At 47.4% G+C, this 24,533-nt stretch carries 25 protein-coding genes; 11 read left to right on the forward strand and 14 right to left on the reverse strand.

The window, feature by feature from the left end:
• Nucleotides 1–11: 11 nt before the first annotated feature.
• Nucleotides 12–782: a malonyl-ACP O-methyltransferase BioC gene (gene bioC / locus GA693_RS01420; protein WP_228718978.1), complete on the forward strand. Its 771-nt coding sequence runs from the start codon at nt 12–14 to the stop codon at nt 780–782.
• Nucleotides 782–1,423 (forward strand): dethiobiotin synthase, encoded by a 642-nt coding sequence (gene bioD, locus GA693_RS01425; RefSeq protein WP_160241556.1) that lies wholly within the window; start codon nt 782–784, stop codon nt 1,421–1,423. Before bioC ends, bioD begins: the two co-directional genes overlap by 1 nt.
• Before the next feature lie 49 nt (nt 1,424–1,472).
• On the opposite strand, the gene rluB is transcribed toward bioD, so the two are convergent.
• From rluB to GA693_RS01455, 6 genes are all read right to left on the reverse strand, one after another.
• The gene (rluB, locus tag GA693_RS01430) at nt 1,473–2,513 is read right to left on the reverse strand and encodes a 23S rRNA pseudouridine(2605) synthase RluB (RefSeq protein ID WP_005175954.1); all 1,041 of its coding nucleotides are present in this window, start codon (nt 2,511–2,513) and stop codon (nt 1,473–1,475) included.
• A 41-nt stretch (nt 2,514–2,554) separates the two neighbouring features.
• Nucleotides 2,555–3,121: an SMC-Scp complex subunit ScpB gene (scpB, locus tag GA693_RS01435; RefSeq protein WP_373683643.1), complete on the reverse strand. Its 567-nt coding sequence runs from the start codon at nt 3,119–3,121 to the stop codon at nt 2,555–2,557.
• Nucleotides 3,122–3,141: 20 nt separating this feature from the next.
• Complete coding sequence (locus GA693_RS01440) at nt 3,142–3,936, reverse strand: segregation and condensation protein A (protein ID WP_016659867.1); 795 nt, start codon at nt 3,934–3,936, stop codon at nt 3,142–3,144.
• Between the two features lie 268 nt (nt 3,937–4,204).
• Nucleotides 4,205–4,486 carry a hypothetical protein gene (locus tag GA693_RS01445; protein WP_160241554.1) on the reverse strand — a complete coding sequence of 94 codons (282 nt, stop codon included), beginning with the start codon at nt 4,484–4,486 and terminating at the stop codon, nt 4,205–4,207.
• Between the two features lie 32 nt (nt 4,487–4,518).
• Nucleotides 4,519–5,136 (reverse strand): L-threonylcarbamoyladenylate synthase, encoded by a 618-nt coding sequence (locus GA693_RS01450; RefSeq protein ID WP_160241553.1) that lies wholly within the window; start codon nt 5,134–5,136, stop codon nt 4,519–4,521.
• An 84-nt stretch (nt 5,137–5,220) separates the two neighbouring features.
• Nucleotides 5,221–5,883, reverse strand: a complete 663-nt coding sequence (locus GA693_RS01455) for an elongation factor P hydroxylase (protein ID WP_160241552.1) — start codon at nt 5,881–5,883, stop codon at nt 5,221–5,223.
• 97 nt (nt 5,884–5,980) lie between these two features.
• On the opposite strand from GA693_RS01455, the gene GA693_RS01460 reads away from it, so the two are divergent.
• From GA693_RS01460 to lysM, 6 genes are all read left to right on the forward strand, one after another.
• Nucleotides 5,981–6,538 carry a YceD family protein gene (locus GA693_RS01460; protein ID WP_005175975.1) on the forward strand — a complete coding sequence of 186 codons (558 nt, stop codon included), beginning with the start codon at nt 5,981–5,983 and terminating at the stop codon, nt 6,536–6,538.
• A gap of 76 nt (nt 6,539–6,614) precedes the next feature.
• Nucleotides 6,615–6,800 carry a 50S ribosomal protein L32 gene (rpmF, locus tag GA693_RS01465; RefSeq protein WP_005175977.1) on the forward strand — a complete coding sequence of 62 codons (186 nt, stop codon included), beginning with the start codon at nt 6,615–6,617 and terminating at the stop codon, nt 6,798–6,800.
• A gap of 192 nt (nt 6,801–6,992) precedes the next feature.
• Nucleotides 6,993–7,970, forward strand: coding sequence for an ACP S-malonyltransferase (gene fabD, locus GA693_RS01470; protein ID WP_075167567.1), 978 nt, complete (start codon nt 6,993–6,995; stop codon nt 7,968–7,970).
• Nucleotides 7,967–8,701: a 3-oxoacyl-ACP reductase FabG gene (gene fabG / locus GA693_RS01475; RefSeq protein ID WP_045796367.1), complete on the forward strand. Its 735-nt coding sequence runs from the start codon at nt 7,967–7,969 to the stop codon at nt 8,699–8,701. Before fabD ends, fabG begins: the two co-directional genes overlap by 4 nt.
• Nucleotides 8,702–8,784: 83 nt before the next feature.
• Nucleotides 8,785–9,021 (forward strand): acyl carrier protein, encoded by a 237-nt coding sequence (acpP, locus tag GA693_RS01480; RefSeq protein ID WP_001279871.1) that lies wholly within the window; start codon nt 8,785–8,787, stop codon nt 9,019–9,021.
• Between the two features lie 197 nt (nt 9,022–9,218).
• Entirely contained in the window at nt 9,219–9,695 is a 477-nt protein-coding gene (gene lysM, locus GA693_RS01485; protein ID WP_005175989.1) for a peptidoglycan-binding protein LysM, read from the forward strand.
• Nucleotides 9,696–9,844: 149 nt separating this feature from the next.
• On the opposite strand, the gene GA693_RS01490 is transcribed toward lysM, so the two are convergent.
• From GA693_RS01490 to GA693_RS01500, 3 genes are all read right to left on the reverse strand, one after another.
• Nucleotides 9,845–11,128, reverse strand: a complete 1,284-nt coding sequence (locus tag GA693_RS01490; RefSeq protein WP_005175999.1) for a ribonucleotide-diphosphate reductase subunit beta — start codon at nt 11,126–11,128, stop codon at nt 9,845–9,847.
• 141 nt (nt 11,129–11,269) lie between these two features.
• On the reverse strand, nt 11,270–11,401 hold the full coding sequence (locus GA693_RS14860) for a preprotein translocase subunit YajC (RefSeq protein ID WP_075167566.1): 132 nt from the start codon (nt 11,399–11,401) through the stop codon (nt 11,270–11,272).
• Nucleotides 11,402–11,549: 148 nt separating this feature from the next.
• Nucleotides 11,550–14,381, reverse strand: a complete 2,832-nt coding sequence (locus tag GA693_RS01500) for a ribonucleoside-diphosphate reductase subunit alpha (protein ID WP_075167565.1) — start codon at nt 14,379–14,381, stop codon at nt 11,550–11,552.
• Between the two features lie 598 nt (nt 14,382–14,979).
• On the opposite strand from GA693_RS01500, the gene bfmR reads away from it, so the two are divergent.
• A complete protein-coding gene (gene bfmR / locus GA693_RS01505) occupies nt 14,980–15,696 on the forward strand; it encodes a response regulator transcription factor BfmR (RefSeq protein ID WP_005176018.1) in 717 nt (238 codons plus the stop codon).
• Between the two features lie 33 nt (nt 15,697–15,729).
• Entirely contained in the window at nt 15,730–17,385 is a 1,656-nt protein-coding gene (bfmS, locus tag GA693_RS01510; RefSeq protein ID WP_045795835.1) for a sensor histidine kinase BfmS, read from the forward strand.
• Nucleotides 17,386–17,592: 207 nt separating this feature from the next.
• Here bfmS and putP read toward each other — a convergent pair whose 3' ends face one another.
• From putP to GA693_RS01535, 5 genes are all read right to left on the reverse strand, one after another.
• Nucleotides 17,593–19,086: a sodium/proline symporter PutP gene (putP, locus tag GA693_RS01515; RefSeq protein WP_160241551.1), complete on the reverse strand. Its 1,494-nt coding sequence runs from the start codon at nt 19,084–19,086 to the stop codon at nt 17,593–17,595.
• A 205-nt stretch (nt 19,087–19,291) separates the two neighbouring features.
• A complete protein-coding gene (locus tag GA693_RS01520; protein ID WP_005176027.1) occupies nt 19,292–20,146 on the reverse strand; it encodes an SPFH domain-containing protein in 855 nt (284 codons plus the stop codon).
• 10 nt (nt 20,147–20,156) lie between these two features.
• Nucleotides 20,157–20,636: an NfeD family protein gene (locus GA693_RS01525; protein ID WP_005176030.1), complete on the reverse strand. Its 480-nt coding sequence runs from the start codon at nt 20,634–20,636 to the stop codon at nt 20,157–20,159.
• A gap of 110 nt (nt 20,637–20,746) precedes the next feature.
• The gene (locus GA693_RS01530; RefSeq protein WP_005176032.1) at nt 20,747–21,664 is read right to left on the reverse strand and encodes a patatin-like phospholipase family protein; all 918 of its coding nucleotides are present in this window, start codon (nt 21,662–21,664) and stop codon (nt 20,747–20,749) included.
• Between the two features lie 63 nt (nt 21,665–21,727).
• On the reverse strand, nt 21,728–22,354 hold the full coding sequence (locus GA693_RS01535; protein ID WP_005176034.1) for a 1-acyl-sn-glycerol-3-phosphate acyltransferase: 627 nt from the start codon (nt 22,352–22,354) through the stop codon (nt 21,728–21,730).
• Between the two features lie 154 nt (nt 22,355–22,508).
• Here GA693_RS01535 and GA693_RS01540 point away from each other — a divergent pair, with 154 nt between their 5' ends.
• Nucleotides 22,509–23,765 carry an MFS transporter gene (locus tag GA693_RS01540; RefSeq protein WP_104484518.1) on the forward strand — a complete coding sequence of 419 codons (1,257 nt, stop codon included), beginning with the start codon at nt 22,509–22,511 and terminating at the stop codon, nt 23,763–23,765.
• Nucleotides 23,766–24,533 lie beyond the last annotated feature (768 nt).

Consider the following 24,533-nt stretch of genomic DNA (forward strand, 5'->3'; position numbering starts at 1 on the left):
ACAAGTCAGCGATGTCTGTAAATAAATCACAAGTGGCACGGCGTTTTGCCCAGGCGCATCACAGCTATTTGCAGCATGCGGTGATTCAGCAGCAGATTTGCCAGCAACTGGTTCGGCTGATGCAGTCACATCTAACCAGTCGAAAACTGGGACGGGTGTTTGAAATTGGCTGTGGTACGGGGGCTTTAACCCGTGCGCTGGAGCAGCACTTTCAGGTGCAGCAGTTGCTGCTCAATGATCTGTATCCGGAAGTCCAGCAGCAACTGTTTTCTACTTCCCGAACCGAATGGTGGATTGGCGATGCCGAGCAGATCGCTTTTCCAGAACAGCTGGATGTGCTGATCTCGAGTTCAGCCTTGCAATGGATGCAGAATCTGCAGCAGCTGTTTGCCAAAATCGCCCATGCTTTAAAGCCTTCGGGTTATTTATGTTTTTCTAGTTTTGGTCCGGACAATCTCAAGGAAATTAAAGCCCTGACCGGGCAGGGGCTGGATTATTTCAGCCTGCCGGAACTGCGCCGCTGTCTGGAGTCACAAGGCTTCGAAATTGTGTATTTGTCTGAAACTGTCAAAACCCTGGCTTTTGAACATCCTCGCCAGGTGTTGCAGCATTTAAAAGCCACCGGGGTCACGGGTACCGCTTCCGGGCACCGCTGGACCAAACACAGTTTGCAGCAGTTTTATCAGGCCTATCGGCAGTTTTCCCGGCTGAATGTGGCCGGCCAGCAGGAATATCTGCTCAGTTATCATCCGATTTATTGTATTGCACGGAGCACAGGCTAATGGCACAGATCTATTTTGTCAGTGGAATTGATACCGGAATTGGCAAAACCTATACCACCGGTTATCTGGCCAAGGTCTGGAGTGCTGAAGGACAGCGAACCATCACCCAAAAGCTGATTCAGACTGGCAATACTGATATTTCGGAAGATATCCAGCAACATCGGGAGATGATGGGCTGTGGCTGGTTGCCTGAAGATGACAGCAAACTGACCATGCCCGAAATTTTCACTTATCCGGCATCGCCGCATCTGGCCACCAAAATTGATGGCCGTGAGATTGATTTCAATAACATCCGCCAGGCGACAGAGCAACTGGCAGCGCGTTTTGATGTGGTACTACTGGAAGGCGCTGGTGGCCTGATGGTGCCGCTCACCACGGAAATGTTAACGATTGATTATATTGCCGAGCAGCACTATCCGGTGATTCTGGTCAGTTCAGGACGTCTGGGTAGCATTAACCATACCTTATTAAGTCTGGAAGCGTTGAAGGCACGAGGGCTATCGCTGTATGCGCTGGCCTATAACCTGCAAGATGAATCACAAGATCCGCTGATTTCTAAAGATACTGCTGAGTATTTAAAAACCTATTTGGCCCGGCATTTTCCAGAGGCAAAATGGATTGAGATTCCGGTTCTAGATTAAAACCGTGATAAAAAAAGCCACTCAATTGAGTGGCTTTTTGCTGGGCAGCTTAAAACTTTCTAAAGCTTTTGTTGCCAAATGGTTTGCGTGGCGCATGTTCATCACGCTCTTGACGGCCAAAGCTGTTGCCATTTGGGTTATCACGACGGGCAAAGTGTGTGCCATTCTGGTTTTCACGACGTTCGCGATTACCAAAGTTATCATCACGCGGGCCGCGGGTTGAAGACGTTGGCGCTGCTTCATTGTCACGGCGCTGCTGACGCAAGAAACCACCGCGACGTGCTGCCATCGGTTTTTCCTGCATACGTTCATTACGGCGTTTAGCCATACCGTACAGACCGGTTCCCTGACGTGGTTTCAGCTCAACCGCTTTGGTCAGGTTGTCGATGTCGTTCTTGTCCAGTTCCATCCAGCGGCCGGTACGCAGTTCACGTGGCAGAATTACGGTGCCATAACGGGTACGTAGCAGGCGGCTAACTTTTAAGCCCTGAGATTCGAAAATACGACGTACTTCGCGGTTACGACCTTCTTTTACCACCACCTGATACCAGCGGTTGATACCATCACCACCAATTTCAGAGAAGGATTCAAATTTGGCCGGGCCATCATCCAGTACCACGCCACGTAGCATGTTGTTACGGATTTGTGGTGTGACTTCACCCATTACACGGACCGCATATTCACGCTCAATTTCATTGGATGGGTGCATCAGGCGGTTTGCCAGTTCGCCATCATTGGTGAACAGTAACAGACCGGTCGAGTTGATATCCAGACGGCCGACCATCACCCAGCGATCATTGGCGATTGATGGTAAATGATCAAACACGGTCGGGCGTTGTTCCGGATCGTTACGTGAACAGATTTCACCTTCCGGTTTGTAGTAAATCAGCACACGGCGACGGATTTCATCTTCAATCTGGAAGCTGACTTTACGACCATCGATACGAAGCTCATCGCCTGGTTCAATACGCTCACCCACCTGGGCCACTTGGCCATTGACACTTACACGACCAGCGGCAATGACTTCTTCCATATAACGGCGAGAACCCAAACCAACGCGTGCCAGTACCTTTTGCAATTTTTCACTCATGACAGCATAACCTTAGAAATTATCATCAACAGTTCACCTATTCACGATCTCGGTGCCTGGGCATCGAGGTGCATGAAAGCTTCCTTGGCATCCTGCAGGGGAGGCAATTGACCGACAGAGGTCAGGCCAAATGCATTTAAAAATTGTGGCGTTGTGACTAACAACGCGGGTCTTCCAGGGAGTTCCCGGAAACCGGATTCCTTAATCCAGTTCCAGTCAAACAACGTTCTGAGAATCTGACTGTTGTTTGATACTCCGCGAATCTGTTCAATATCTGCTCGGGTCACCGGTTGATGGTAAGCAATCACAGCCAGTGTTTCGAGTAAAGACGGGGATAAACGGGTTGGTCGCTCCGGCCAGGCCTGTGCAATCAGGGGACGATATTTGGCCCGTACCTGAAAACGGAAACCTTGCGCAGTTTCAACCAGTTCAATAGACCGGCCATGTTGCAGCATGGCCAGTTGTTGTAAAAAGACTTTTAATTCTGCCTTGCTATAACGTGCCTGAAATGCTTCTTTCAGACGTGCCAGCGATACCGGTGCATCACTGGCAAAAATAATGGCTTCTAGCTGCATCAGCACTTCATGATGCTGTTCATCACTGGACATGTTAAGGGTTTGCTCTGACATTAGGCCTGTGCTCCCTGAATGGCCAGCGGTGCTTCGACACCACTGGCAACAATTGCCACTTTTTGCTGACGGGTCAGTTCCAGAATCGCCATAAAGGTCACGACCATGCCCATACGGCCCTGGCTCGGCTTGAGCAGCTCGGCAAACGCTAGCACTTCACCGCTTTGCAGCTTTGCTTCAATATAGGCAATCCGTTCTTCCAGTAACACCGGTTCCTGCTGAATCTGGTGAATCACCGGTTCAGGGCGATTAAATACACAAAATAGCGCATCACGTAACAGGCTGGCCTCATGGCCCTCATTACTATACGCCACTTGGCCCAGGCTGACATGGGTATTAAAGGTATCACGCTCTAACACCGGCATTTGCCCCAGACGTTCAGCCGCCTGTTTAATACGTAAATAATTTTCCAGCCGGTCAATCAGTTCCTGCTTCGGATCTTTTTCCAGCTCGCTGATGGCTTTGGGTTTCGGCAGCAGCAAACGCGATTTTAAATCGGCCAGCAGGGCAGCCATCACCATATAATCTGCGGTCAGCTCAATATTCAGGGATTTCATCGCATCCATATAAGCCAAATACTGAGAGGCAATCGGTGCGATATCAACCTGTAGCAGGTCAAAGCCGTTTTTTTGAATCAGGTAAATCAGAAAGTCGAGCGGGCCTTCGAAATGCTCTAACAGAATTTCAAATGCTGCAGGAGGAATATATAAATCCTCAGGAATCGTCTCTTGCCACTCATCCAAAACGCGGATGTGCGGGACTTGGTCCATAGCAGGATGCACAGATTGATTCATTACAGTTTTAGGCCACGCGAATTTTCAAAGGCATGAAAAGAGCTTTACATTCGATCTCACATCGAAAAGAAAGCATGGGGTTAATTGCGCGTAGTTTAATGGAAATTGACCATGAAATAAATTACCCAAATGACTAAAAGCGAAAAAAAGCAAAAGTAGATGGCAATTCTGCAGCGAAAAAGCAGGAAAAATCACGTTCAATACAGTAGAAGATATGGCCTAAAAGCGCATACAGATAAGGGTTTTAGCAAGAAAAACTCACCTCAGATCAAACACGTGATAAAGCGGACTGCTCAAGCTGTTCCAGCAGTTGCTGACACATTTCACGGCTGCACAGGTTCTGGTGGCCTAATCTTAAGGACAGGATATAGGCCTCTTCAACACTCGACAGCAGATGATACACCTGCTGTCCGATAGAGAGCACGGCAGCCGGGTTGGGTATTGCATCCAGCAGTAGAACCTCAGCTTCCAGAGACCAGGGCTGAGTCGCATAGATTAGCTGGCTTTTTGGAAACTCGCGCAGATTCAGCAACAGATAAAATAAATCCATACCGTTTCCTCCTGAGGTGGCGCTGAGCGCCGTTATTCAAACGAACTCACATCACCAATACCACGACGGATAATTTCCGGCTGATCACCAGATAAATCGACAATACTGGTGGTGGTTAAAGTCCCCAGGCCACTATCAATAAATACATCAATACGTTTACCAAGCTGCATTTCAATATCATAAGGATCATCCAGTGGATCATCCTGCCCCGGTAAAATCAGGGTGGAGGTCAAGAGCGGTTCATCCAGCTCTTTCAGTAACATTTGGCAAACCGGATTGCTCGGAATACGCAGGCCAATGGTTTTCTTTTTCGGGTGCATCAGACGGCGCGGCACTTCACTGGTGGCCGGTAAAATAAAAGTGGTTACTGCCGGGGTATTGTTTTTTAGCAGGCGATACATGGCATTATCGACCTTGGCATAAGTGGCAATATCGGACAGGTCACAACATAAAATTGCATATTGATGTTTAGGGCTAAGACCACGAATCTGGGCAATCCGTTCCATGGCTGCTTTATTCCCGATCTGGCAGCCAATGGCATAGGCTGCATCGGTAGGATAGACCACCACATCGCCGGCACGAATCCGTTCTACTGCCTGGCTAATTAAACGGGGCTGAGGATTTTCAGGATGAACTCTTAAATGCAGCATATTCTTTTCTCCTGATCTGATGATGATTCGCTTTTCAGACCATTGTACAAAGCTCTGTGTATCCAGAGCGTTGATTTATGTAATTTAATCAAGCATTTCTCTTGCAAATTCATCGCTATGTAAGCTTTTGCCATGCCGGGTACATAAACAGATACAGTCAATAAAGCGTTTGGCATCGCGTGGCAGTTTGGCTTCACCACGAAAATAACGCTGCACCTGGGCATAGACATTGTCTTTAAAGCAGGCACCATCGCCGCCTTCACCGGTCAGGTTATCTAAAGAAACCTGGAATTTGCGTCCAAATGCAGTGGCAAACATCCATTCAATGGCTTGCGGCTTGATTTCGACCTGCTCAAACAGGGCCTGCTGCTCAGCCGTGCGGCCATCCGGGGCATACCAGTAGCCTAAATCGGGCTGTTTACGGCGTTCCTCACCGGCAATGGTCCAGTGACTGATTTCATGCAGGGCACTGTTAAAGAAACCATGCGCAAACTGGATGCGGGCAGGGGTGTCTGCGGTGGCGGGAAAATACTCCGGTTCAAAATCACCACGCACCAGGTTGACATTGTGGTGGGAAAACCAGTGATTAAAGTGTAAGATGAGCCAATCGACGTATTCTGATTCTGTCGATAATTTCAACCAGTCCGAGAGTTGCACTTGGTCAGGTGAAATGTCAGAATCGAGCGTTGAAAGTGTGCTAACGAGTGATGAAACATTCACTTCTGTTTGCGGCTGCAACAGATGCATGACTTAATTTACCCAATTGGTCTGTCTAAATAAGTACAAAATTGTATCTTAATCTTTGACAGAGTACTGATGAATTTGTAGAATTGCCGCCTTAATTATGTCAGCAAATACCTTTCCGGCACAGATTGAGCCGTTTAAATGGGCTGAACAGGGCTTTACATGGTCAGGTACCCTGCCATTGTCTCGCTTTGCTCGTATTGCTCGTGAAGCTGTTGGATCAATTGATGATCAATTGATTAACATAGACTGTAAGCTATCAATGGATGCCTATCATCGCATTGCATGGCTAGATGGTCACGTTGAAACACAAGTTCCAATGGAATGCCAGCGCTGTCTGGATACCGTGGAAATTGACCTTGTTTTAGACTTCCATTTAGCGCTTGTAGATGATGAGTCACTGATAGAGCGCTTGGATGAGGATGCTGATTTCATTGTTCTGGGTGAAAGTGAAGCAACTAGCAAAGGTGATTATGATTCACCGGCGACGGCTGATTTACTCGCACTTATAGAAGATGAACTGTTATTGTTGCTGCCTTTGTCGCCTAAGCATGACGCTTGCGAACACAAGCATCAACCTGCCGTTCAGAACGATGTCGAAGAAAAACGGGATAATCCGTTTGATGTTTTGGCAAGTTTGAAGGGTAAACTTAACTAAAAATTATGTTATAATTTTGCGTTAAGACAACTGAATTTGTTCTGATCCATTTTTTCGATCTTTGTAAGGAGCCATCATGGCCGTTCAGCAAAACCGTAAAAGTCGCTCTCGCCGTGACATGCGCCGTTCACATGACGCTTTAACCGAGAATGCATTAACTGTAGACCAAGCTACTGGTGAAACTCATCGTCGTCACCACGTATCTAAAGATGGTATCTACCGTGGTCGTCAATTATTCGCTAAAGCAGCTGATGCTGAATAATTGTTGACAAGCATTAAGCGTCAAGCTTAGTGGAAAAAATGGGAGCGTAAGCTCCCTTTTTTTGTTGTTTTTCGCAATTACTTCACCCGAAAAATAGTGTTAAATTTTCGCACCAACGATCAGCTTACATAAAAAAGAACTGTTGAAGGGGCGTACCCTGTTTAAAACAGCTCTACACGAAAGGATTTTTATATGTCTGCTACACGATTCGAGCAAGCGACAAAAACTGCATTTGTGTTTCCTGGACAAGGTTCACAAAAAGTCGGCATGCTGGCAGAACTTGCAGAACAGTTTGCTGGTGTGCGTGAAACTTTTGCGGAAGCATCGGCCGCAATCGGTTTTGATTTATGGCACATTGCGCAAAGTGGTGAGGGTTTAGATCAAACAGAATTTACCCAGCCGGTTTTATTAACCGCCAGTATTGCATTATGGCGTGTCTGGCTGGAGCTGGGTGGTGTAGCACCCAAATATCTGGCAGGCCACTCTCTGGGCGAATACAGCGCGCTGGTGGCGGCTGGTGCGTTATCACTGGGTGATGCCGTGAAGCTGGTGAATTTGCGTGGCAAACTCATGCAGTCAGCTGTGCCACAAGGCCAGGGCGCTATGGCGGCCATTTTGGGTCTGGAAGATGCCAAAGTGATTGAACTGTGTGCGCAAGCTACCGCACAAGGCACCGGTTCTGTTGAAGCAGCCAACTACAATGCCCAAGGTCAGGTGGTAGTTGCTGGTGATAAAGCAGCGGTAGATGCAGTCATCGCACTCGCCAAAGAAAATTCAGCCAAAGCTATTGCGCTTCCGGTGTCAGTGCCATCGCACTGTTCACTGATGAAACCGGCTGCAGAACAGTTCGCACAAGCTTTGGAACAAACTGCCATTGAGCTACCAAGCATTCCTGTAATACAAAATGTGGGCGCAGCTGTAGCAACTGATGTTGCTCAATTGCGTCAGGCTTTGACTGCTCAATTGTATCAGTCTGTGCAATGGACAAACACTATGCAGTACCTGCAAGACCAGGGCATTCAGTACATTGTTGAATGTGGTCCAGGGAATGTATTGGCGAACCTTGCAAAACGCTTACCTCACATAGAAAAAGCATTCCCGATTGACAGTAACAGTCGTCTGGAGGATGCCTTAAATGCCATTTTAGTGGCTGAAGGGAAAATTGCATGACACAAGAACGCAAAGTCGCATTGGTGACAGGTGCAAGCCGAGGGATTGGTGCAGCCATCGCTCAGCAGCTTATTCAAGACGGTTATTTTGTGGTTGGGACAGCAACTTCTGAAGCAGGTGCAGAAAAACTAAGCACAGGCTTTGGTGAACAGGGTGCGGGTAAAGTCCTGGATGTTCGTAATGGCGAGGCAATTGATGCGCTCATTTCGGACATCGAACAAAACTATGGTCCGGTATTGGTCTTGGTGAACAACGCTGGTATTACCAAAGATAATTTGTTACTGCGTATGTCTGAAGATGACTGGGATGATATCCTCAACATTCATCTGAAAGCCGTTTACCGTTTGTCTAAACGTGTACTGAAAGGCATGACCAAAGCGCGTTTCGGTCGCATTATTAATATTAGTTCAGTGGTGGCACACTTTGCCAATCCGGGACAGGCCAACTACTCTGCGGCCAAAGCAGGGATTGAGGCATTTAGCCGCAGCCTGGCCAAGGAAATGGGCAGCCGTCAAATTACGGTTAACTCTGTTGCACCCGGTTTTATTGCAACAGAAATGACCGAACAGTTAAGTGAAGAAATTCGCAAAAAAATGAGTGAGCAAGTGGCATTAAACCGTTTAGGTGATCCACAAGATATCGCCAATGCAGTGAGTTTCTTGGCTTCTGACAAAGCAAGTTACATCACTGGTACAGTGTTACATGTAAATGGTGGTTTATACATGAATTAAGCTCATGTATAAACTTTCAAAAACTTATAGATTCAATTAAACTAACGGCATTAAAAACGCCACAAGCAATGAGGAGAATTCCTGTGAGCGATATCGAACAACGCGTTAAACAAGCGGTTGCTGAACAACTTGGTCTTAAAGCTGAAGAGATTAAAAACGAAGCATCTTTCATGGATGACTTAGGTGCAGACTCTCTGGACCTGGTTGAACTTGTAATGTCTTTCGAAAATGATTTCGACATCACAATTCCTGATGAAGATTCAAACGAAATTACAACTGTTCAATCTGCAATTGACTATGTGACTAAAAAACTTGGTTAATTAAAGATTTTTAGCAGATGCTAAGAAAAGCCACCCTTTTGGGTGGTTTTTTTATGGCCGGCCGAAATTACATAAGCTTACTTTTATCTAACCAAGCGCAACGCTCTCCTGTGTATTTTTTCGTTATAAAAAGAAAGCACGCAATTCCAAATGATTGATAAAAATCAATTGCATCAAATAAAAGCTGGAGAATAACAATGGGACTTTTTGATTTTGTAAAAGGTATTGGTAAGAAAAACACTGCCCCGGCAGAGCAACAACCGGCAGCACCGGCGGCGCCAGCAGAACCGTCTGCACAGGAAATGGCCAATAAATTATTGGGACATATTAAATCTTTAGGCTTACCAATTACGGGCCTTTCTGTGAACTACAATGGCAAGACCGATTTAGCCACGATTAAAGGGCAGGTACAAAGCCAGGCCGATCGTGAGAAAATTGTACTAGCGGTGGGAAATATTGATCATGTCGCGCAAGTGGATGATCAGATGACTGTGGCAACGCCAGAACCAGAAAGTAAATTCTATACAGTTAAATCAGGCGATACCCTGTCTAAAATCTCAAAAGAGTTTTATGGTGATGCCAATCAGTACAATAAAATCTTTGAAGCCAACCGTCCTTTGTTAAAAGATGCGGATGATATTTTCCCTGGACAGGTGTTACGTATTCCGGCTTAAAGATCCAGCATTTTTATAAAAAGACGCGTATCGCGTCTTTTTTGTATTCAAGAGGGTGCGAATTTATATTTTTTTATTCGCAGATGAATTCAGCTTATTTATAGTGCTGAAAAAATTAAACCCTCTTCGGAGGGTTTAATCATAAACTTTTACCAGCTCAACGCGCCGCCCGTCTGATAATCCGTCACACGCGTCTCGAAGAAATTCTTCTCTTTACGCAGATCCATCATCTCAGACATCCAGGCAAACGGGTTGGTCACACCGCTAAACTGCTCAGGTAAGCCCAACTGGCTTAAACGGCGGTTACAGATGAACTTCAGATATTCTTCCATCATGCCGGCGTTCATGCCCAATACGCCACGTGGCATGGTGTCACGCGCATATTCAATCTCAAGCATGGTGCCTTCAAGAATCATTTGAATCACTTCTTGCTGGAACTCGGCGGTCCACAGGTGCGGGTTCTCGATCTTGATCTGGTTGATCATGTCGATACCGAAGTTCAAGTGCATTGATTCATCACGCAGGATGTACTGGAACTGTTCCGCCACACCATTCATCTTGTTACGACGGCCCATTGACAGGATTTGCGTGAAACCGCAGTAGAAGAAGATGCCTTCAAGTACGCAGTAGAATGCAATCAGGTTACGCAGCAAAATCTGGTCGTTTTCAGGGGTACCGGTTTTGAAAGTCGGGTCGCTTAAAGATTGGGTGTATTTCAGGCCCCAAGCTGCTTTACGTGCGACTGATGGTACTTCACGGTACATGTTGAAGACTTCGCCTTCATCCATGCCTAAAGATTCGATACAGTACTGATAAGCATGCGTGTGAATCGCTTCTTCAAACGATTGACGCAAGATGTACTGACGGCATTCCGGGTTAGTGATGTGACGGTAGATCGCCAGAACCAGGTTATTGGCCACCAGTGAGTCAGCAGTTGAGAAGAAGCCCAGTGAGCGCATCACGATGGTACGTTCATCTTCAGTCAAGCCATTTTCAGACTTCCACAACGCGATGTCGTGGTTCATGTTGATTTCTTGTGGCATCCAGTGGTTGGCACAACCATCCAGATATTTTTGCCAAGCCCATTCGTATTTGAACGGCACCAGCTGGTTTAAGTCAGCGCGGCAGTTGATCATACGTTTGTCATCAACCTGTACGCGTCCTGCACCCATTTCCAGCTCTTCCAGGCCAGGCGCCACGTCAAGCTGTTCTAGGGAAGCAGATGCTCTTGCCAGCGAATCGGTTGAATTTGCTGATCCGCTTCGAGGGGTTGCAGCGGGTTGTGCAGCTGCCACATGCGTCTGTGGTTGCTCTGCAGCAGGTACCACTTGCGGATTAGCCGCTTTTTGCGGTTCGACGGGCGTAGGCTGGTGTTCAGGAGCAGCCGGTTTTTGCGAATCATCTTCGAAATCGTCCCAACTTAGGATAGACATATCAATTCTCTCTTCGTTGCTTTATATCTTTTATTGGACATCTCACGACGAAGGGGAGATGTCTTACTATACGCTTAATTTGTGAAAGCAAAATTAAGTTTTGCCGATGCTTGTTCTAAAAATGTACGTAGAACACGATCCTCAAGACTTATTTTGCTTTCGCTTCTGTTTGCGAATGGCCAAAAAGGCATAGACCATCGGCGTGTAAAAGAAAATAAAGGAAAAGACCAGAACCGCGAGTCCTAACATATAGTTATGAGTCATAGGAGGCATGATCTTTTCCTGTGTTATTTTCAAATACTTTGGAATCCGCCCCAAACCCCTCCTTTAATAAAGAACGGGCTTCCCGCATATCGAATCTGATTTTGGGAAGTCCCCCTTTGGAAAAGGGGGATTTAGGGGGACTTTTATCAAGCGAAGCTTACTGACAAGCCTCACAATCTGGGTTGTCAATTGAACATGCCATTGGCACTGGTGCCGCCTGTTCAAAACCTTCTTCCGCTGCTGGAGCTGCTGCAGGTGCAGTTTCCTGTGCCACTGCTGCAACCGGCGCCGCAACTGTGGTTGGTTTTACTGCATTCAGTGCGCCCGTGTTAATGGTTGATTTCTCAGCCGATGTTGCACCTAAAGCACGTAGATAATACGTCGTTTTCAGACCACGTAACCAAGCCATCTTATAAGTGATGTCCAGTTTCTTACCATTTGCACCAGAGATGTAAAGGTTCAGTGATTGTGCCTGATCAATCCATTTTTGACGACGTGACGCAGCATCCACAATCCAGCGTGGCTCAACTTCAAACGCAGTCGCGAAGATCGCTTTCAGCTCTTCAGGAATACGCGAAATCTTTTGTACCGAACCTTCGAAGTGTTTCAGGTCGTTGACCATTACCGCATCCCATAGGCCGCGTTCTTTCAAGGCACGTACCAGGTAAGGGTTGATTACAGTGAACTCACCAGACAGATTTGATTTCACATACAGGTTCTGGAAGGTTGGCTCAATCGATTGAGACACGCCACAGATGTTAGAAATAGTTGCTGTTGGTGCAATGGCCATCACGTTCGAGTTACGCATACCGTCTTTTTGAACTTTGGCACGTAAAGTGTCCCAGTCCAGACGTTGGGTACGATCAACTTCAAACATGCGCTCAGGACGGGTTTTCGCTACCAGCTCTAAAGAGTCGATTGGTAAAATACCCTGATCCCATAATGAACCTTTGAAGGTTTCATAGGTGCCACGTTCAACCGCCAGATCACTTGAAGTTTGAATTGCGTAGTAAGAAATCACTTCCATTGATTCATCAGCAAAATCAACTGCTGCATCAGAACCGTAGGCAATACCCATTTCGTACAGTGCATCCTGGAAGCCCATGATCCCCATACCTACCGGACGGTGACGCAGGTTCGAGTTTTTCGCCTGTGGTACCGCGTAGTAGTTGATGTCAATCACGTTGTCGAGCATACGTACCGCAGTTTTGATGGTACGTGCCAGTTTTTCATGATCCAGCTTGCCACCTTGAACGTGCTGTACCAGGTTAATTGAACCCAGGTTACAGACCGCGATTTCATCTTTGCTGGTGTTCAGGGTAATTTCTGTACACAGGTTAGATGAGTGCACCACGCCCACATGTTGTTGTGGTGAACGCAGGTTACATACGTCTTTGAATGTAATCCACGGGTGGCCGGTTTCGAACAGCATCGACAGCATTTTGCGCCATAAGTCTTTGGCACGTACTTTCTTATGCAGCAGGTTCTGCTCTTTCGCTACCGCTTCGTAATGCGTATAGCGCTCAGTGAAGGCCTGTCCAGTCAGATCATGCAGGTCTGGTGTTTCAGATGGCGTGAACAGGGTCCATTCTGCATCTTCAAACACACGTTGCATGAATAAGTCAGGGACCCAGTTCGCTGTGTTCATGTCATGGGTACGACGACGGTCATCACCGGTGTTCTTACGCAGTTCCAGGAATTCTTCAATGTCTAAGTGCCAGGTTTCAAGATAGGCACAGACCGCACCTTTACGCTTACCACCCTGGTTCACCGCAACCGCAGTATCGTTCGCGACTTTCAGGAACGGTACCACACCTTGTGATTTACCGTTGGTCCCTTTGATGTAAGAGTTCAGGGCACGAACTGGAGTCCAGTCATTACCTAAACCGCCTGCCCATTTAGACAGCATTGCGTTATCACGCATTGCGCCATAAATATCGTACAGGTCATCACCAATGGTGGTGAGGTAACAGCTAGATAACTGCGGACGTAGCGTACCTGAGTTAAACAGGGTAGGCGTAGAAGCCATGTAGTCGAAGCTCGACAACAAGTTATAGAACTCAATTGCACGTTCTTCTTTGTTGTCTTCGTTCAGCGCCAGACCCATAGAAACGCGCATGAAGAACAATTGCGGCAATTCGAAACGGATACCATCTTTATGGATGAAGTAACGGTCGAATAACGTCTGTAAACCAAGATACGTAAACTGGTTAGAACGTTCTGGCTGAATGGCAGCGGCCAGTTTTGCCAGATCGAAGTTCAGTAGGTCTTCTGACAGCAGCTCCAGCTCGATACCTTTTTTCAGGAAGGTTTCCAGAGCTTCACCTTCAGGGGTTTCTACTGGTAGACCCAGGAACTCCAGGCCTGTTGCCACTAAGTCATTACACAGCAGGCGTGCAGTAACATAAGTATAGTTTGGTTCCTGTTCAATACGGGTACGCGTCGCCATCATCATGGTGGTTGAGATGTCTGACTCTTTTACGCCGTTGTACAGGTTTTTCACGGTTTCATCGACAATGGCCTGAACATCAATGCCTTCAAGACCTTCAGCTGCAGTGGTGACGGTTGCTGTCAATGCACTTAAATCCAGTGGCTTTAACTGGCCCTGGCTGTCAGTGATCTGTAAGGTCGGGTGATGGTTGGCACCCATCTGCTTACGTGCTTCAGAACGTTGTTCGCGATAGATGACATAAGCACGAGCAACTTTCTGTTCGCCTGTACGCATAAGCGCAAGCTCAACCTGGTCCTGAATTTCTTCAATGTGAATGGTGCCGCCTGATGGTAAACGACGCTTAAACGTGTTCAGAACCATTTCAGTCAGTTGTTCGATACGGTCATGAATACGGCTGGAATCGGCGCTTTGCTGACCTTCAACCGCCAGGAAAGCTTTACCAATCGCTACAGAGATTTTTTCTGCATCGAAAGGGGCCACTTCACCGGTGCGTTTAATCACCTGAAGTTGACCGGGTGTGGATGTGATTACGCTCATGTCAGCATAGCTCCATTGTCATCTATTGTTATGTTTATAGACCATTGAACCGGGCAAAAAATAGGCCACAGTGTTTGAGGAATAAACACAAGACTTAGTGGTTTAAAATTGAATTGAACACAAGATACGGGAAATTTTAGGGTAGATCAATATTGACTTTTCTTTAAAATTTTTGGCGTTTTTTGGATAAAATCTTTTGCAAAAAAAATCCCCGATTTGTCCATTCGGCTATAAGCCTTATCGGACACGGGCATAGCATAACAAAGCCGGCATAATCTGCTTATAGATAAACTTGTGGATAACTAAAAATCTCTTTGAACAGTCAGTCACATTCTGATCAATGGCCAAAAGCTGCAAAAAAATTGTACATTTTAAAAAAGATTTATGTTGTTGAATTCATGGAATTCAGTTAAAAAAGAGAAAAGTATAAGGAATTCAATAATTAATAAAAATATAACAAAAAGCTACTTTGATGTATCAGTTTAGTGAATAGCATCTTGTTTACAATGTAAACGTGTGTATATTGCAGAATATATTTCGACGTATCTCCCGGATTTTAAAAGGATAGAATACGTTTAATCAAATAAAGGGGCAGTTCATGAGCCAAGAAGAAAAGTTACCAAAAATTTTAATTGTTGAAGATGATGAGCGTCTGGCACGTTTAACCCAGGAATACCTGATCCGTAACGGACTGGAAGTGGGTGTTGAGCCAGATGGGAACCGTGCCATCCGCCGTATTATCGCGGAGCAGCCAGATTTAGTGGTGCTGGATGTAATGCTGCCGGGTGCAGACGGTTTGACCATTTGCCGCGAGGTTCGTCCACATTATCATCAACCGATTCTGATGCTCACTGCACGTACCGAAGATATGGACCAGGTTCTGGGTCTGGAAATGGGTGCAGATGACTATGTCGCCAAGCCGGTTCAGCCACGTGTTCTGCTGGCGCGTATTCGTGCCTTGCTGCGCCGTACTGACAAAGCCCCTGAAGATGAAGTGGCACAGCGTATCGAATTTGATGACCTGGTCATCGACAATGGTGGCCGCTCAGTAACCTTGAATGGTGAACTGGTCGATTTCACCAGCGCAGAATATGACCTGCTCTGGTTACTGGCTTCGAATGCTGGCCGTATCCTGTCGCGTGAAGATATTTTCGAGCGCCTGCGCGGGATTGAATATGACGGTCAGGACCGTTCAATTGACGTACGTATTTCGCGCATCCGTCCAAAAATTGGCGATGACCCGGAAAATCCAAAGCGTATTAAAACTGTACGCAGCAAAGGATACTTATTTGTCAAAGAAACGAATGGTATATAATCGTCGCGCGTATCTGATATAGGACGGTTTTTCGTGTTCAAACACAGCATATTCTTGCGGATTTATGCAGGATTGGTGATTCTGGTGGCATTGGTGGCCGTGTTTGGCTATCTGCTGGTTCAGATCATTAACTATCAGCGCGCGCAAGAATATCGTGAATCCCTGACCGATGGTATGGCTTATATCATTAGTGAAGGGGTGGCGCGACAACCCAATGAGCAGCAAAAGCAGGACTGGATTTCAGATGCCTCGGATTTGCTGGAACTGCCAATCTATTATATTGCTGCCGATAAGGTCGAGCTGTCACGGGCCGAACTGAAACGGATTAAAGAGCGCAAGGCTGCGGTACGTTACGATGCAGAAACGACCACAGCCTATATTATTATGGGCCTGAAAAATGACCCGGAACATTATCTGTATATCAAGGCCGATGAAATTACCGAACGGCAAATGAAGGCATTGCCGATCTTTATTCTGGATTATCTGGTCTATTTCCCGGGACAGGAAAAAGAGTATCTGGCCCGTATCCAGGATCAGTTTTCTTATCCTATCGACATTCAGAACATTGCCGATTTACCACTCGACTCCGAGCAAATTGGCCGTTTAAGGCTGGACCACAGCATTATCCTGTATCGGGATAATGCCAGCGTACGTGGCACCACCATCTCCATTATTTCGCCAATGCCGAACTCACCGTCCGAGGTGCTGGTACTTGGTCCGGTACCGCTGTTTAACTGGATGCCATTCCAGCTGGCGGCCGGGATTACCTTGCTAAGTCTGTTTATTCTGAGTCTGGGCATTTATGGCCTGATTCTGCCGATGCAGCGCAAAATCCGTGAAGTAAATTTCGCCCTGAACCGCATGAAAACCGGCGATTTAAACCTGCGTTTACCCATTGACGGTTCAGATGAAATGGCCAGTCTGGCCTCCAGCTATAACAGCATGTCCGATCATATCCAGCGTCTGATTGAAGCCCAGCGCGAGCTGATGCGCGCGGTATCGCATGAACTGCGTACCCCGGTGGCGCGGATTCGTTTTGGGATGGAAATGCTGGCCGAAGAAGATGATTACGAATACCGGATTCAGCAGCTGGACATGATTGATAAAGACATTGAAGCACTGAATACCCTGATTGACGAGATCATGACCTATGCCAAACTGGAGCAGGGCATGCCATCCTTGGAAATTGAAAAAGTGGTGCTGTTTGATGTGCTGGATCAGGTGGTCAATGAAACCGACGCACTGAAAACCGGTAAGGACATTCAGCTGCAAACCATGTCGACCAGTCTGGAAGTTGATGCCGAGCGCCGTTATTTACACCGCGTGGTGCAGAACTTGGTCGGGAATGCGGTGCGTTATTGTGACCACAAGGTACTGGTCAGTGGTGGCGTGACTGCACAAGGCGTGGCTTATGTCTGTGTGGAAGATGATGGGCCGGGCATTCCAGAAGAAGACCGGAGCCGCGTATTTGAAGCCTTTGCCCGTTTAGATGATAGCCGTACCCGTGCCTCTGGGGGGTATGGTCTGGGCCTGTCGATTGTCAGCCGGATTGCCTACTGGTTTGGCGGCAAGATTGAGGTGGATCAGAGCACCACTTTGGGCGGTGCACGTTTTATTATGTCCTGGCCGGCGCAGCGCTTTAGTAAGTCGCGTAAAAAGCAGGGCAATAAAGAAGGGCTGGAATCTTAAACGCTGCTTCAAAGATTCAGCTAAAGAACAGCAGCAAGGGGCGTTTGCTGTTCTTTGGTGGGATGGTTGGGGCAGAGGTTATCAGCCATTGTCACCATCCAAAATGGTCCGCGTACTCTCTTACTGTCCAGTCTTTGAATTGATCAATTAAGTTGCTAAAAAATAGCCAGTGATGTCACTGGCTATTTTGTTTTTTGCATGGAGCAATTATTGAGTCTGTTGTTTGTACAAGCGGTTTGCTTCATCAAAACGCTCAGTAATGCTGCTACTTGGCGCTTTGCCCAGCAAGCTCACCACAATAATGGCAATGAATGAGCAGACAAAGCCCGGAATAATTTCATAGATACCGGTATCGCCCCAGACATTTTTCCAGAGAATCACCATCAACGCACCCACGATCATGCCGGCGAGTGCGCCATTTAAAGTCATGCGTTTCCAGAATAAAGACAAAATAATCAGTGGACCAAAGGCGGCACCAAAACCAGCCCATGCATAAGCCACCAGGCCCAGCACTTTCGACTCAGGATTACCGGCCATCCATATTGCCAGCAGGGCAATCAGTAATACCATTAAACGGCCAACCCAGACCAGCTCTTTTTGTGAGGCAGATTTTCGCAGGAACGATTTATAAAAGTCTTCAGTTAGGGTACTTGAACAGACCAGCAGCTGACAGCTTAGGGTACTCATCACCGCAGCCAGAATTGCCGCCAGTACAATACCAGCCACCCACGGGTTAAACAGGATTTTGGTCAGCTCCATAAACACGGTTTCAGGGTTGGCATTCACCACCCCGGCCAGTTCCGGATGTTGCTGGAAGTAGGCAATACCAAAGAAACCGGCCGCCACCGCACCACCTAAACACAGGATCATCCAGGTCATGCCAATACGGCGTGCATTTGGAATTGACTTCACCGAATCTGCCGCCATGAAGCGCACCAGAATGTGGGGCTGACCGAAATAACCAAGGCCCCAGGCCAGTAACGAGATAATCGCAACAATACTTAAATCACCGACCAGATTCATGGCTTGCGGACGCGCAGCTTCCAGTGCCAGCGTCACTTGAGATAAATCAGAAAAGGTCAGCAGGGTGACAATAGGCGTCAGGATTAAGGCAAAGATCATCAGGCCAGCCTGAATGGTGTCTGTCCAGGACACCGCCAAGAAGCCGCCAATAAAAACATAGCTGATGGTGGCAATGGCACTGATCCATAAGGCCGTGCTATACGACATTTCAAACATACTTTCGAACAAGCGCGCACCGGCCACCATGCCAGAGGCACAGTAAATCGCAAAGAAAATCAGAATCACAAAGGCCGATACAATACGCAGCACTTTTTTCTGGTCATTAAAGCGATTGGAGAAATAATCCGGTAAGGTCAGGGCATTGTGCTGTACTTCGGTATGTACCCGTAAGCGGCCCGCAACCAGTAACCAGTTTAGCCAGGCACCAATAATCAGACCAATGGCAATCCACACCTCAGATAAACCGGACAGATAAATTGCCCCCGGTAAACCCATCAATAACCAGCCACTCATATCCGATGCGCCAGCAGACAGGGCCGTGACAAAGCTGCCTAAACGGCGGCCACCCAGAATATAGTCTGAAAAGTTGGTGGTTGCGCGATAGGCCATCAGACCAATCGCGATCATGGCGACAATATAAAACAGAAAGGTGATTAAGGTCGGATTTAGGGAGCTCATACGGTATCCATATAGTATGTTGGACAGTAAAGGACTTATGGCCTCAATGCGTTCCATGCAAATTCTTGATGGATACTCACAAGTCCTGAAAGATTCAAAAAATGAAGGCGAAATTTAACCATAATTTTGCATGAAATACTGATTTTTCTTTCAGGCAATAAAAATAGACAGCATCCAGGCTGTCTATTTTTGGCTAAAAAGGTGCTTAGTTTTGTCGGCCCATGACCCCACGAATGGTATTCAGAATATCGGCCGGTAATACCACCGTCTTGGCATTTGGCGACTTCGACATATCCTGCATGGCTTTCACATATTGTTCACCAAGCAGATAGGCCACCGGAATTTCTTTATCGCCGACTGCTGTCGTGACCATTTCAATAGCACGTTGCGAAGCTTCGGCCAGCACCACTTGTGCTTCGGCATCACGGCGTGAAGCTTCAAGACGGCCTTCGGCTTCCAGAATGGCTGCCTGTTTTTCACCATCGGCTTTGGTTACGGTGGCACGACGCTGACGTTCTGCTGCCGCCTGTTCTTCCATTGCTGACTGCATTGTGTTGGATGGTTTAATATCTTGAATTTCAACGGTTTTAAGGGTAATACCCCAGTCCGCAATATCATCTGAAATCGAGGCTTTTAAACGTGCCTTAATATGGTCACGTGAGGACAGCGCATCATCCAGATCCATTTCACCGACAATAGAACGCAACGAGGTTTGTACCAGGTTCTGAATGGCCCAAGAATAGTTTTCAATCCCGTACACCGCTTTTTCTGGCGTGGTCAGGTTAATGTAGGCCACCGCGTTCATGAGCAGAACGGCGTTATCGCGGCTGATGACTTCCTGAGATGGAATGTCCAGTACAATGTCTTTGGTGGTGACTTTATAGGCCACTTCATCGACATAGGGAATTACGAAGTTCAGACCCGGACTTAGGGTGGTGTGGTATTTACCCAAACGTTGCACAATCCATTTATAGCCTTGTGGAACAATACGCACCCCTTTAAAAATGGTGATGGCCACAAAGGCCAGCAGGGCTAAAACAATAATGGAGCCAGCATTCATTTTATATTACTCACTGTTTTTCGTTGTCATTCTGCAGGCTATGCAACTGCACAACCAGATCATTGCCAAGAATATCGACCACACGCACACGATCACCGACCTGCACCGGACTTAGAGTGCGGCAGTTCCATTCATCAGAACCGAGCACCGGCATCGGAAAACGGACTTTCACTTCGTCATGCTCCAGATTGGTCTGGATGACCATACCAATCTGGCCGATGGTGGCTTCCCGTGACAGGCCGGCTTTGGTTTTATCAATCGACAGTGGTTTAATAAATTTAAACCAGAGCAGGGTACACAGCACCGATAAAATGATCCACATCACCAGCTGCGTGGTGGTGCCCATCATCGGGAACAGCAGATATAAAACGCCCACCATCAGCGCGCCCACGCCAAACCAGAGCGCAGCAAAAGCCGGCAGCAGCAGCTCGGAAAGAATCAGCAAAATGCCTAAAACAAACCAGTGCCAAGGTTCAAGAACAAATTCCATACATCGACTCGTCGCGAATGATTGTAAAAAGAATCATTGATATAGATCAATCTGTATGCTGTTCAATGTAGCAGATGAGAACCGACTTGGATATGAAAAAATCCCCGATGTTAAAATTTGGCTTTGGGTGGTGGTGCCAAAGCGGCCGGAGATTTTTTAAAGTCGCTGATGGCTTTTTCAATGGCGCGGATTTTCAGCTGGGCAGCTTTTTCACCTTCTAAAATGGTCTGGTTGCTGGCTTTTAAATCCAGTGTGCCAATATGACCAACTTTAGGCTGAATCACCACATTGGCCTGGCGCAGTTCTTCATGAATACTCTGCTGGCCCATAATGTTGATGGTCTGATCGAGCAGGCCCCACATATTCATAGGCGTATTGCCGGTTGGGCGCGCGGAAATATCCACTGCAATGACCAGATCGGCGCCCATATCTTTGGCGGTTTTGACCGGAATCGGGCTGACCAGACCGCCATCGACATATTTGGTGCCGCCAATAGTCGCCGGCACAAACACATTCGGAATACTGCAGGAGGCACGTACCGCCTGACCGGCATTGCCTTTAATAAAGTCGGCTTTACGGCCATTGTCCAGACGGGTGGCGACCGCAGCAAAACGAATCGGGAACTGCTGGATGGCTTTGTTACCCACCTGCTGATTGACATAGTCCTGTAGTTTCTGGCCCAGTACAAAGCCCTGACGGTTCAGGGTTAAATCGCGAATATCGGATTCTTTAAAGTTCAGGGCCAGTTGCTGTAACTGATACGGTGATTTACCGCTGGCATACAGACTGCCGACAAAACTGCCGGCACTGGTGCCGGTTACAATTTTCGGTTTAATGCCGTGTGATTCTAAAACTTTCAGTACGCCAATATGGGCAAAACCTTTGGCACCACCACCCCCTAAGGCAATGGCCACCACCGGTTCACGCGCCTGAATGGGTGTCGGAGTCACTGGGGTTTGTACCGCCCGATCACAGCCGGAAAGTGCCAGCAATAACAGGCCGGCGGTCGAAAATTGCAGTAATTTCATGATTCGATAGGAGATTAATTCAACAAAATATGCGCACATCTCAGCAAAAAAATACGGTTTTGGCTAGTCTTTGGGCCAGCGTTTTTGTAACGGCTTGGCCAGCCAGTGCGGATTTTTGGCAGAAAACTTGCCTTCATAATGCTGATAAATCGCGTCTAAATCCTGTTCATAATGCCCAGTCGGATGAAACACACCAAGAATATGAATGGTCTTATGCGCATAATCAAAAGAGAACATCACAATCGGAATTTGTGCGCCATAGGCAATATGATAAAAACCGCTGCGAATCTGCTCGGCCTGTTTGCGCGTGCCTTCCGGCGCCATCCCGACCCAGATCTGTTCACGTTGCCGGATAATTTCAATAATCTGCTGGGTATGGCCCTGCGGCGCATGGCGAATTACCGGCACCACCCCAATCCACTCCAGCAGCGGTTTTAACGGTGTATTAAACAGGGTATGTTTGCCAAAAATAGTGACTTTTAGCCCCAGTCCGAGCAAAGCAGCGAAGCCATGCCAGGCATCAATATTGGAGGTATGCGGGGATATAATTGCCACCGCTTTGGGAAGGTTGGGAAATTCGCCTTTCAGCTGCCAGCCTTGGGCCAAAAAGAGCGATTTAAAAAAGCCTCGACTCAGGGCGCTGCCGCGGCCAGGCACCTGATCAGGTAAAACAGGAAATTGCTTGGTCATTGTTTTTATGTATTATCCTACTGAAACTCAGCCAAGTTTTACAAAATATTGCGACTTTATTCAATGGGGAAGCAGAGCAAAAATACGCTTTTGTTTGAGCAGTTTTGCCTGGAGCCATCCGCTTGGCCTGAAATAAAAAGGAATGTCCGCTGCTATGCCGAATCTTTATCTGTTGCTGTTTTCCCTGTATTGGGCGCAAGGTCTGCCGGTGGGCTTTATGACCCATGCCTTGCCGGTGATCTTACGGGCGCAAGGGGTATCGCTGGCGCATATTGGCGGTTTTGGCCTGTTAATGTTGCCCTGGTCGATTAAAATTTTCTGGGCGCCGTGGGTGGATCGCTTTGGCCGCAGCGCTCAGGGCCATTACCGTTCTTGGATTATTCCGACTCAGTTGCTGAGTGTCGTGGTGTTAATCGGGCTGTCATTTATCCCGATTCAGGCCCTGAATGAACCGCTGTATTTGTTTGGCTTTTTTGTCGGGCTGTTGCTGATGAATCTGGTTGGGGCCACGCAGGATATCGCCACCGATGGACTGGCGGTGAATATTTTAACTGGCCAGCAGCAGCACTGGGGCAATACCTTTCAGGTGATTGGTTCACGGCTGGGCTTTATTGTTGGTGGGGGCGCCATGCTCTGGGCTTTGGACTGGCTGCACTGGCAGGCCACGTTTCTGATGCTGGCACTGCTGGTATTTTTAAATACCTTGCCAATTTTACTGTATCGAGAACCGCAACATGCAGCCAAAACAGCGCAGAAGACCACGCCTTTTTCCTGGCAGGTCGTGCGCCAGTATCTGGGTTATTTTCGCCAGAGCCGCAGCTTGGCACTGTGGTTATGGGTGCTGCTCAGTTTTAAAATTGCCGATGGTCTGTCTGGCCCATTACTCAAACCGTTAATGGTCGATTTGGGCCTGAGCTTTTCCCAGATTGGTATTTATGTGACCATGCTGGGGGCGTTTGCCGCGTTACTGGGTGCAGGTGTGGCAGGCTTATTGCTCAGGGTGATGTCACGTGCTCGGGCTTTAGTGCTGTTTTCAGTGTTGAAAGTTCTGGCTTTAGCCGCCTATAGCTGGCTGGCCTATCAGTATGAACAGCAGCAGGCGGTAGCGCTGTGGCTGATTTATCTGATTAATGCGCTGGAAGATGGTATTTCGGCGATGCTGCTGGTGGTGATGCTCACTTTGGTGATGCACTATAGCCGCAAACAGCTGGCCGGTACCGATTTTACTTTTCAGGTGGCGCTGATGGCTACCGTCAGTGGTGGGCTGTATAGCCTCAGCGGCATACTGGGCGATCAGCTTGGTTATGCACGCTATTTAATGATGATTAGCGGGATTGCGCTGCTGTGTCTGCTTCCGATTCTGGTCTGGGCCAGAAGCCTGCCCAAAGATGAGGCGGTTCAGCACAAATAAACCCTTAAAAAAGAAAAAAAGCGATCCTGGAGGGAATCGCTGGAGTCGTAACTGGTTTATAAAAAATAATGGCCTTCCACCTTGACCCACAGCCGTTTGCTGGATGAATAGTGGCTGTGCTGATGTTATGCAGTGAGGAGGGCACTTTCTTGGAATTGACCCTGAATATGGGCAGGGAGTGGTGTGCGATCCCGATGACAAGCAGTGTAGTGGCTGTTTATGACATATTTAAGACAGATGCAGGCGCTGACGTGCAGACTGTCGAATTCCTGTTCAATCAATTCATAGATCGATGCTCCTGATCAGAAAGACTGACTTTTGAATAAGCAAGATACTCATCAGCTGGTTTGGTTTAGATATTCCATTTTTAGTGATGAATCCTGTGATCAACTCGTCAATGACAAGTGGCGTTGGCTAAATCACAACGTCAATCATGCTTCATGCTGGTGCAGCTAAAATTCGAGGCCAATCCATCCCGGTAGAAAACTTAACATACCTAGTAAGACCGCGAAAATTCCATGCTAAAGCTGAGCTAAAAAATCGGCCAGCGCCAGCAGAATCGCTGATCTACTTCTTCAATACCTCATGTTGTTGCCGGTTGATTCCAGCAAAGCGTCATCAGTTTTATAAGTCGCTGATCCAGCAGCCAGAAAACTGTTAGTACCGGACTTATAAAAAAGCATCACCATCGAACTGGAAACCAAGGTGGGTTTGGGCGGCAACGTCGTGATTGATCAGTACAACTTGATAAGTCGATGCACCGGACAA

Source organism: Acinetobacter indicus, assembly GCF_009914475.1.
Taxonomy (GTDB): domain Bacteria; phylum Pseudomonadota; class Gammaproteobacteria; order Pseudomonadales; family Moraxellaceae; genus Acinetobacter; species Acinetobacter indicus.

Bases quoted from the DNA above. Each gene is read 5' to 3' on its own strand.
- fabG (WP_045796367.1), top strand. From the start codon at position 7,967: ATGACACAAGAACGCAAAGTCGCATTGGTGACAGGTGCAAGCCGAGGG.
- GA693_RS01525 (WP_005176030.1), bottom strand. From the start codon at position 20,636: ATGGAATTTGTTCTTGAACCTTGGCACTGGTTTGTTTTAGGCATTTTG.
- putP (WP_160241551.1), bottom strand. From the start codon at position 19,086: ATGAGCTCCCTAAATCCGACCTTAATCACCTTTCTGTTTTATATTGTC.
- GA693_RS01500 (WP_075167565.1), bottom strand. From the start codon at position 14,381: ATGAGCGTAATCACATCCACACCCGGTCAACTTCAGGTGATTAAACGC.
- GA693_RS01530 (WP_005176032.1), bottom strand. From the start codon at position 21,664: ATGAAATTACTGCAATTTTCGACCGCCGGCCTGTTATTGCTGGCACTT.
- fabD (WP_075167567.1), top strand. From the start codon at position 6,993: ATGTCTGCTACACGATTCGAGCAAGCGACAAAAACTGCATTTGTGTTT.
- GA693_RS01520 (WP_005176027.1), bottom strand. From the start codon at position 20,146: ATGAATGCTGGCTCCATTATTGTTTTAGCCCTGCTGGCCTTTGTGGCC.
- GA693_RS01540 (WP_104484518.1), top strand. From the start codon at position 22,509: ATGCCGAATCTTTATCTGTTGCTGTTTTCCCTGTATTGGGCGCAAGGT.
- bioD (WP_160241556.1), top strand. From the start codon at position 782: ATGGCACAGATCTATTTTGTCAGTGGAATTGATACCGGAATTGGCAAA.
- GA693_RS01440 (WP_016659867.1), bottom strand. From the start codon at position 3,936: ATGAATCAATCTGTGCATCCTGCTATGGACCAAGTCCCGCACATCCGC.
- GA693_RS01490 (WP_005175999.1), bottom strand. From the start codon at position 11,128: ATGTCTATCCTAAGTTGGGACGATTTCGAAGATGATTCGCAAAAACCG.
- bfmR (WP_005176018.1), top strand. From the start codon at position 14,980: ATGAGCCAAGAAGAAAAGTTACCAAAAATTTTAATTGTTGAAGATGAT.
- GA693_RS01460 (WP_005175975.1), top strand. From the start codon at position 5,981: ATGTCAGCAAATACCTTTCCGGCACAGATTGAGCCGTTTAAATGGGCT.
- scpB (WP_373683643.1), bottom strand. From the start codon at position 3,121: ATGTCCAGTGATGAACAGCATCATGAAGTGCTGATGCAGCTAGAAGCC.
- lysM (WP_005175989.1), top strand. From the start codon at position 9,219: ATGGGACTTTTTGATTTTGTAAAAGGTATTGGTAAGAAAAACACTGCC.
- rpmF (WP_005175977.1), top strand. From the start codon at position 6,615: ATGGCCGTTCAGCAAAACCGTAAAAGTCGCTCTCGCCGTGACATGCGC.
- bioC (WP_228718978.1), top strand. From the start codon at position 12: ATGTCTGTAAATAAATCACAAGTGGCACGGCGTTTTGCCCAGGCGCAT.
- GA693_RS01455 (WP_160241552.1), bottom strand. From the start codon at position 5,883: ATGCATCTGTTGCAGCCGCAAACAGAAGTGAATGTTTCATCACTCGTT.
- GA693_RS01445 (WP_160241554.1), bottom strand. From the start codon at position 4,486: ATGGATTTATTTTATCTGTTGCTGAATCTGCGCGAGTTTCCAAAAAGC.
- GA693_RS01450 (WP_160241553.1), bottom strand. From the start codon at position 5,136: ATGCTGCATTTAAGAGTTCATCCTGAAAATCCTCAGCCCCGTTTAATT.
- GA693_RS14860 (WP_075167566.1), bottom strand. From the start codon at position 11,401: ATGCCTCCTATGACTCATAACTATATGTTAGGACTCGCGGTTCTGGTC.
- GA693_RS01535 (WP_005176034.1), bottom strand. From the start codon at position 22,354: ATGACCAAGCAATTTCCTGTTTTACCTGATCAGGTGCCTGGCCGCGGC.
- rluB (WP_005175954.1), bottom strand. From the start codon at position 2,513: ATGAGTGAAAAATTGCAAAAGGTACTGGCACGCGTTGGTTTGGGTTCT.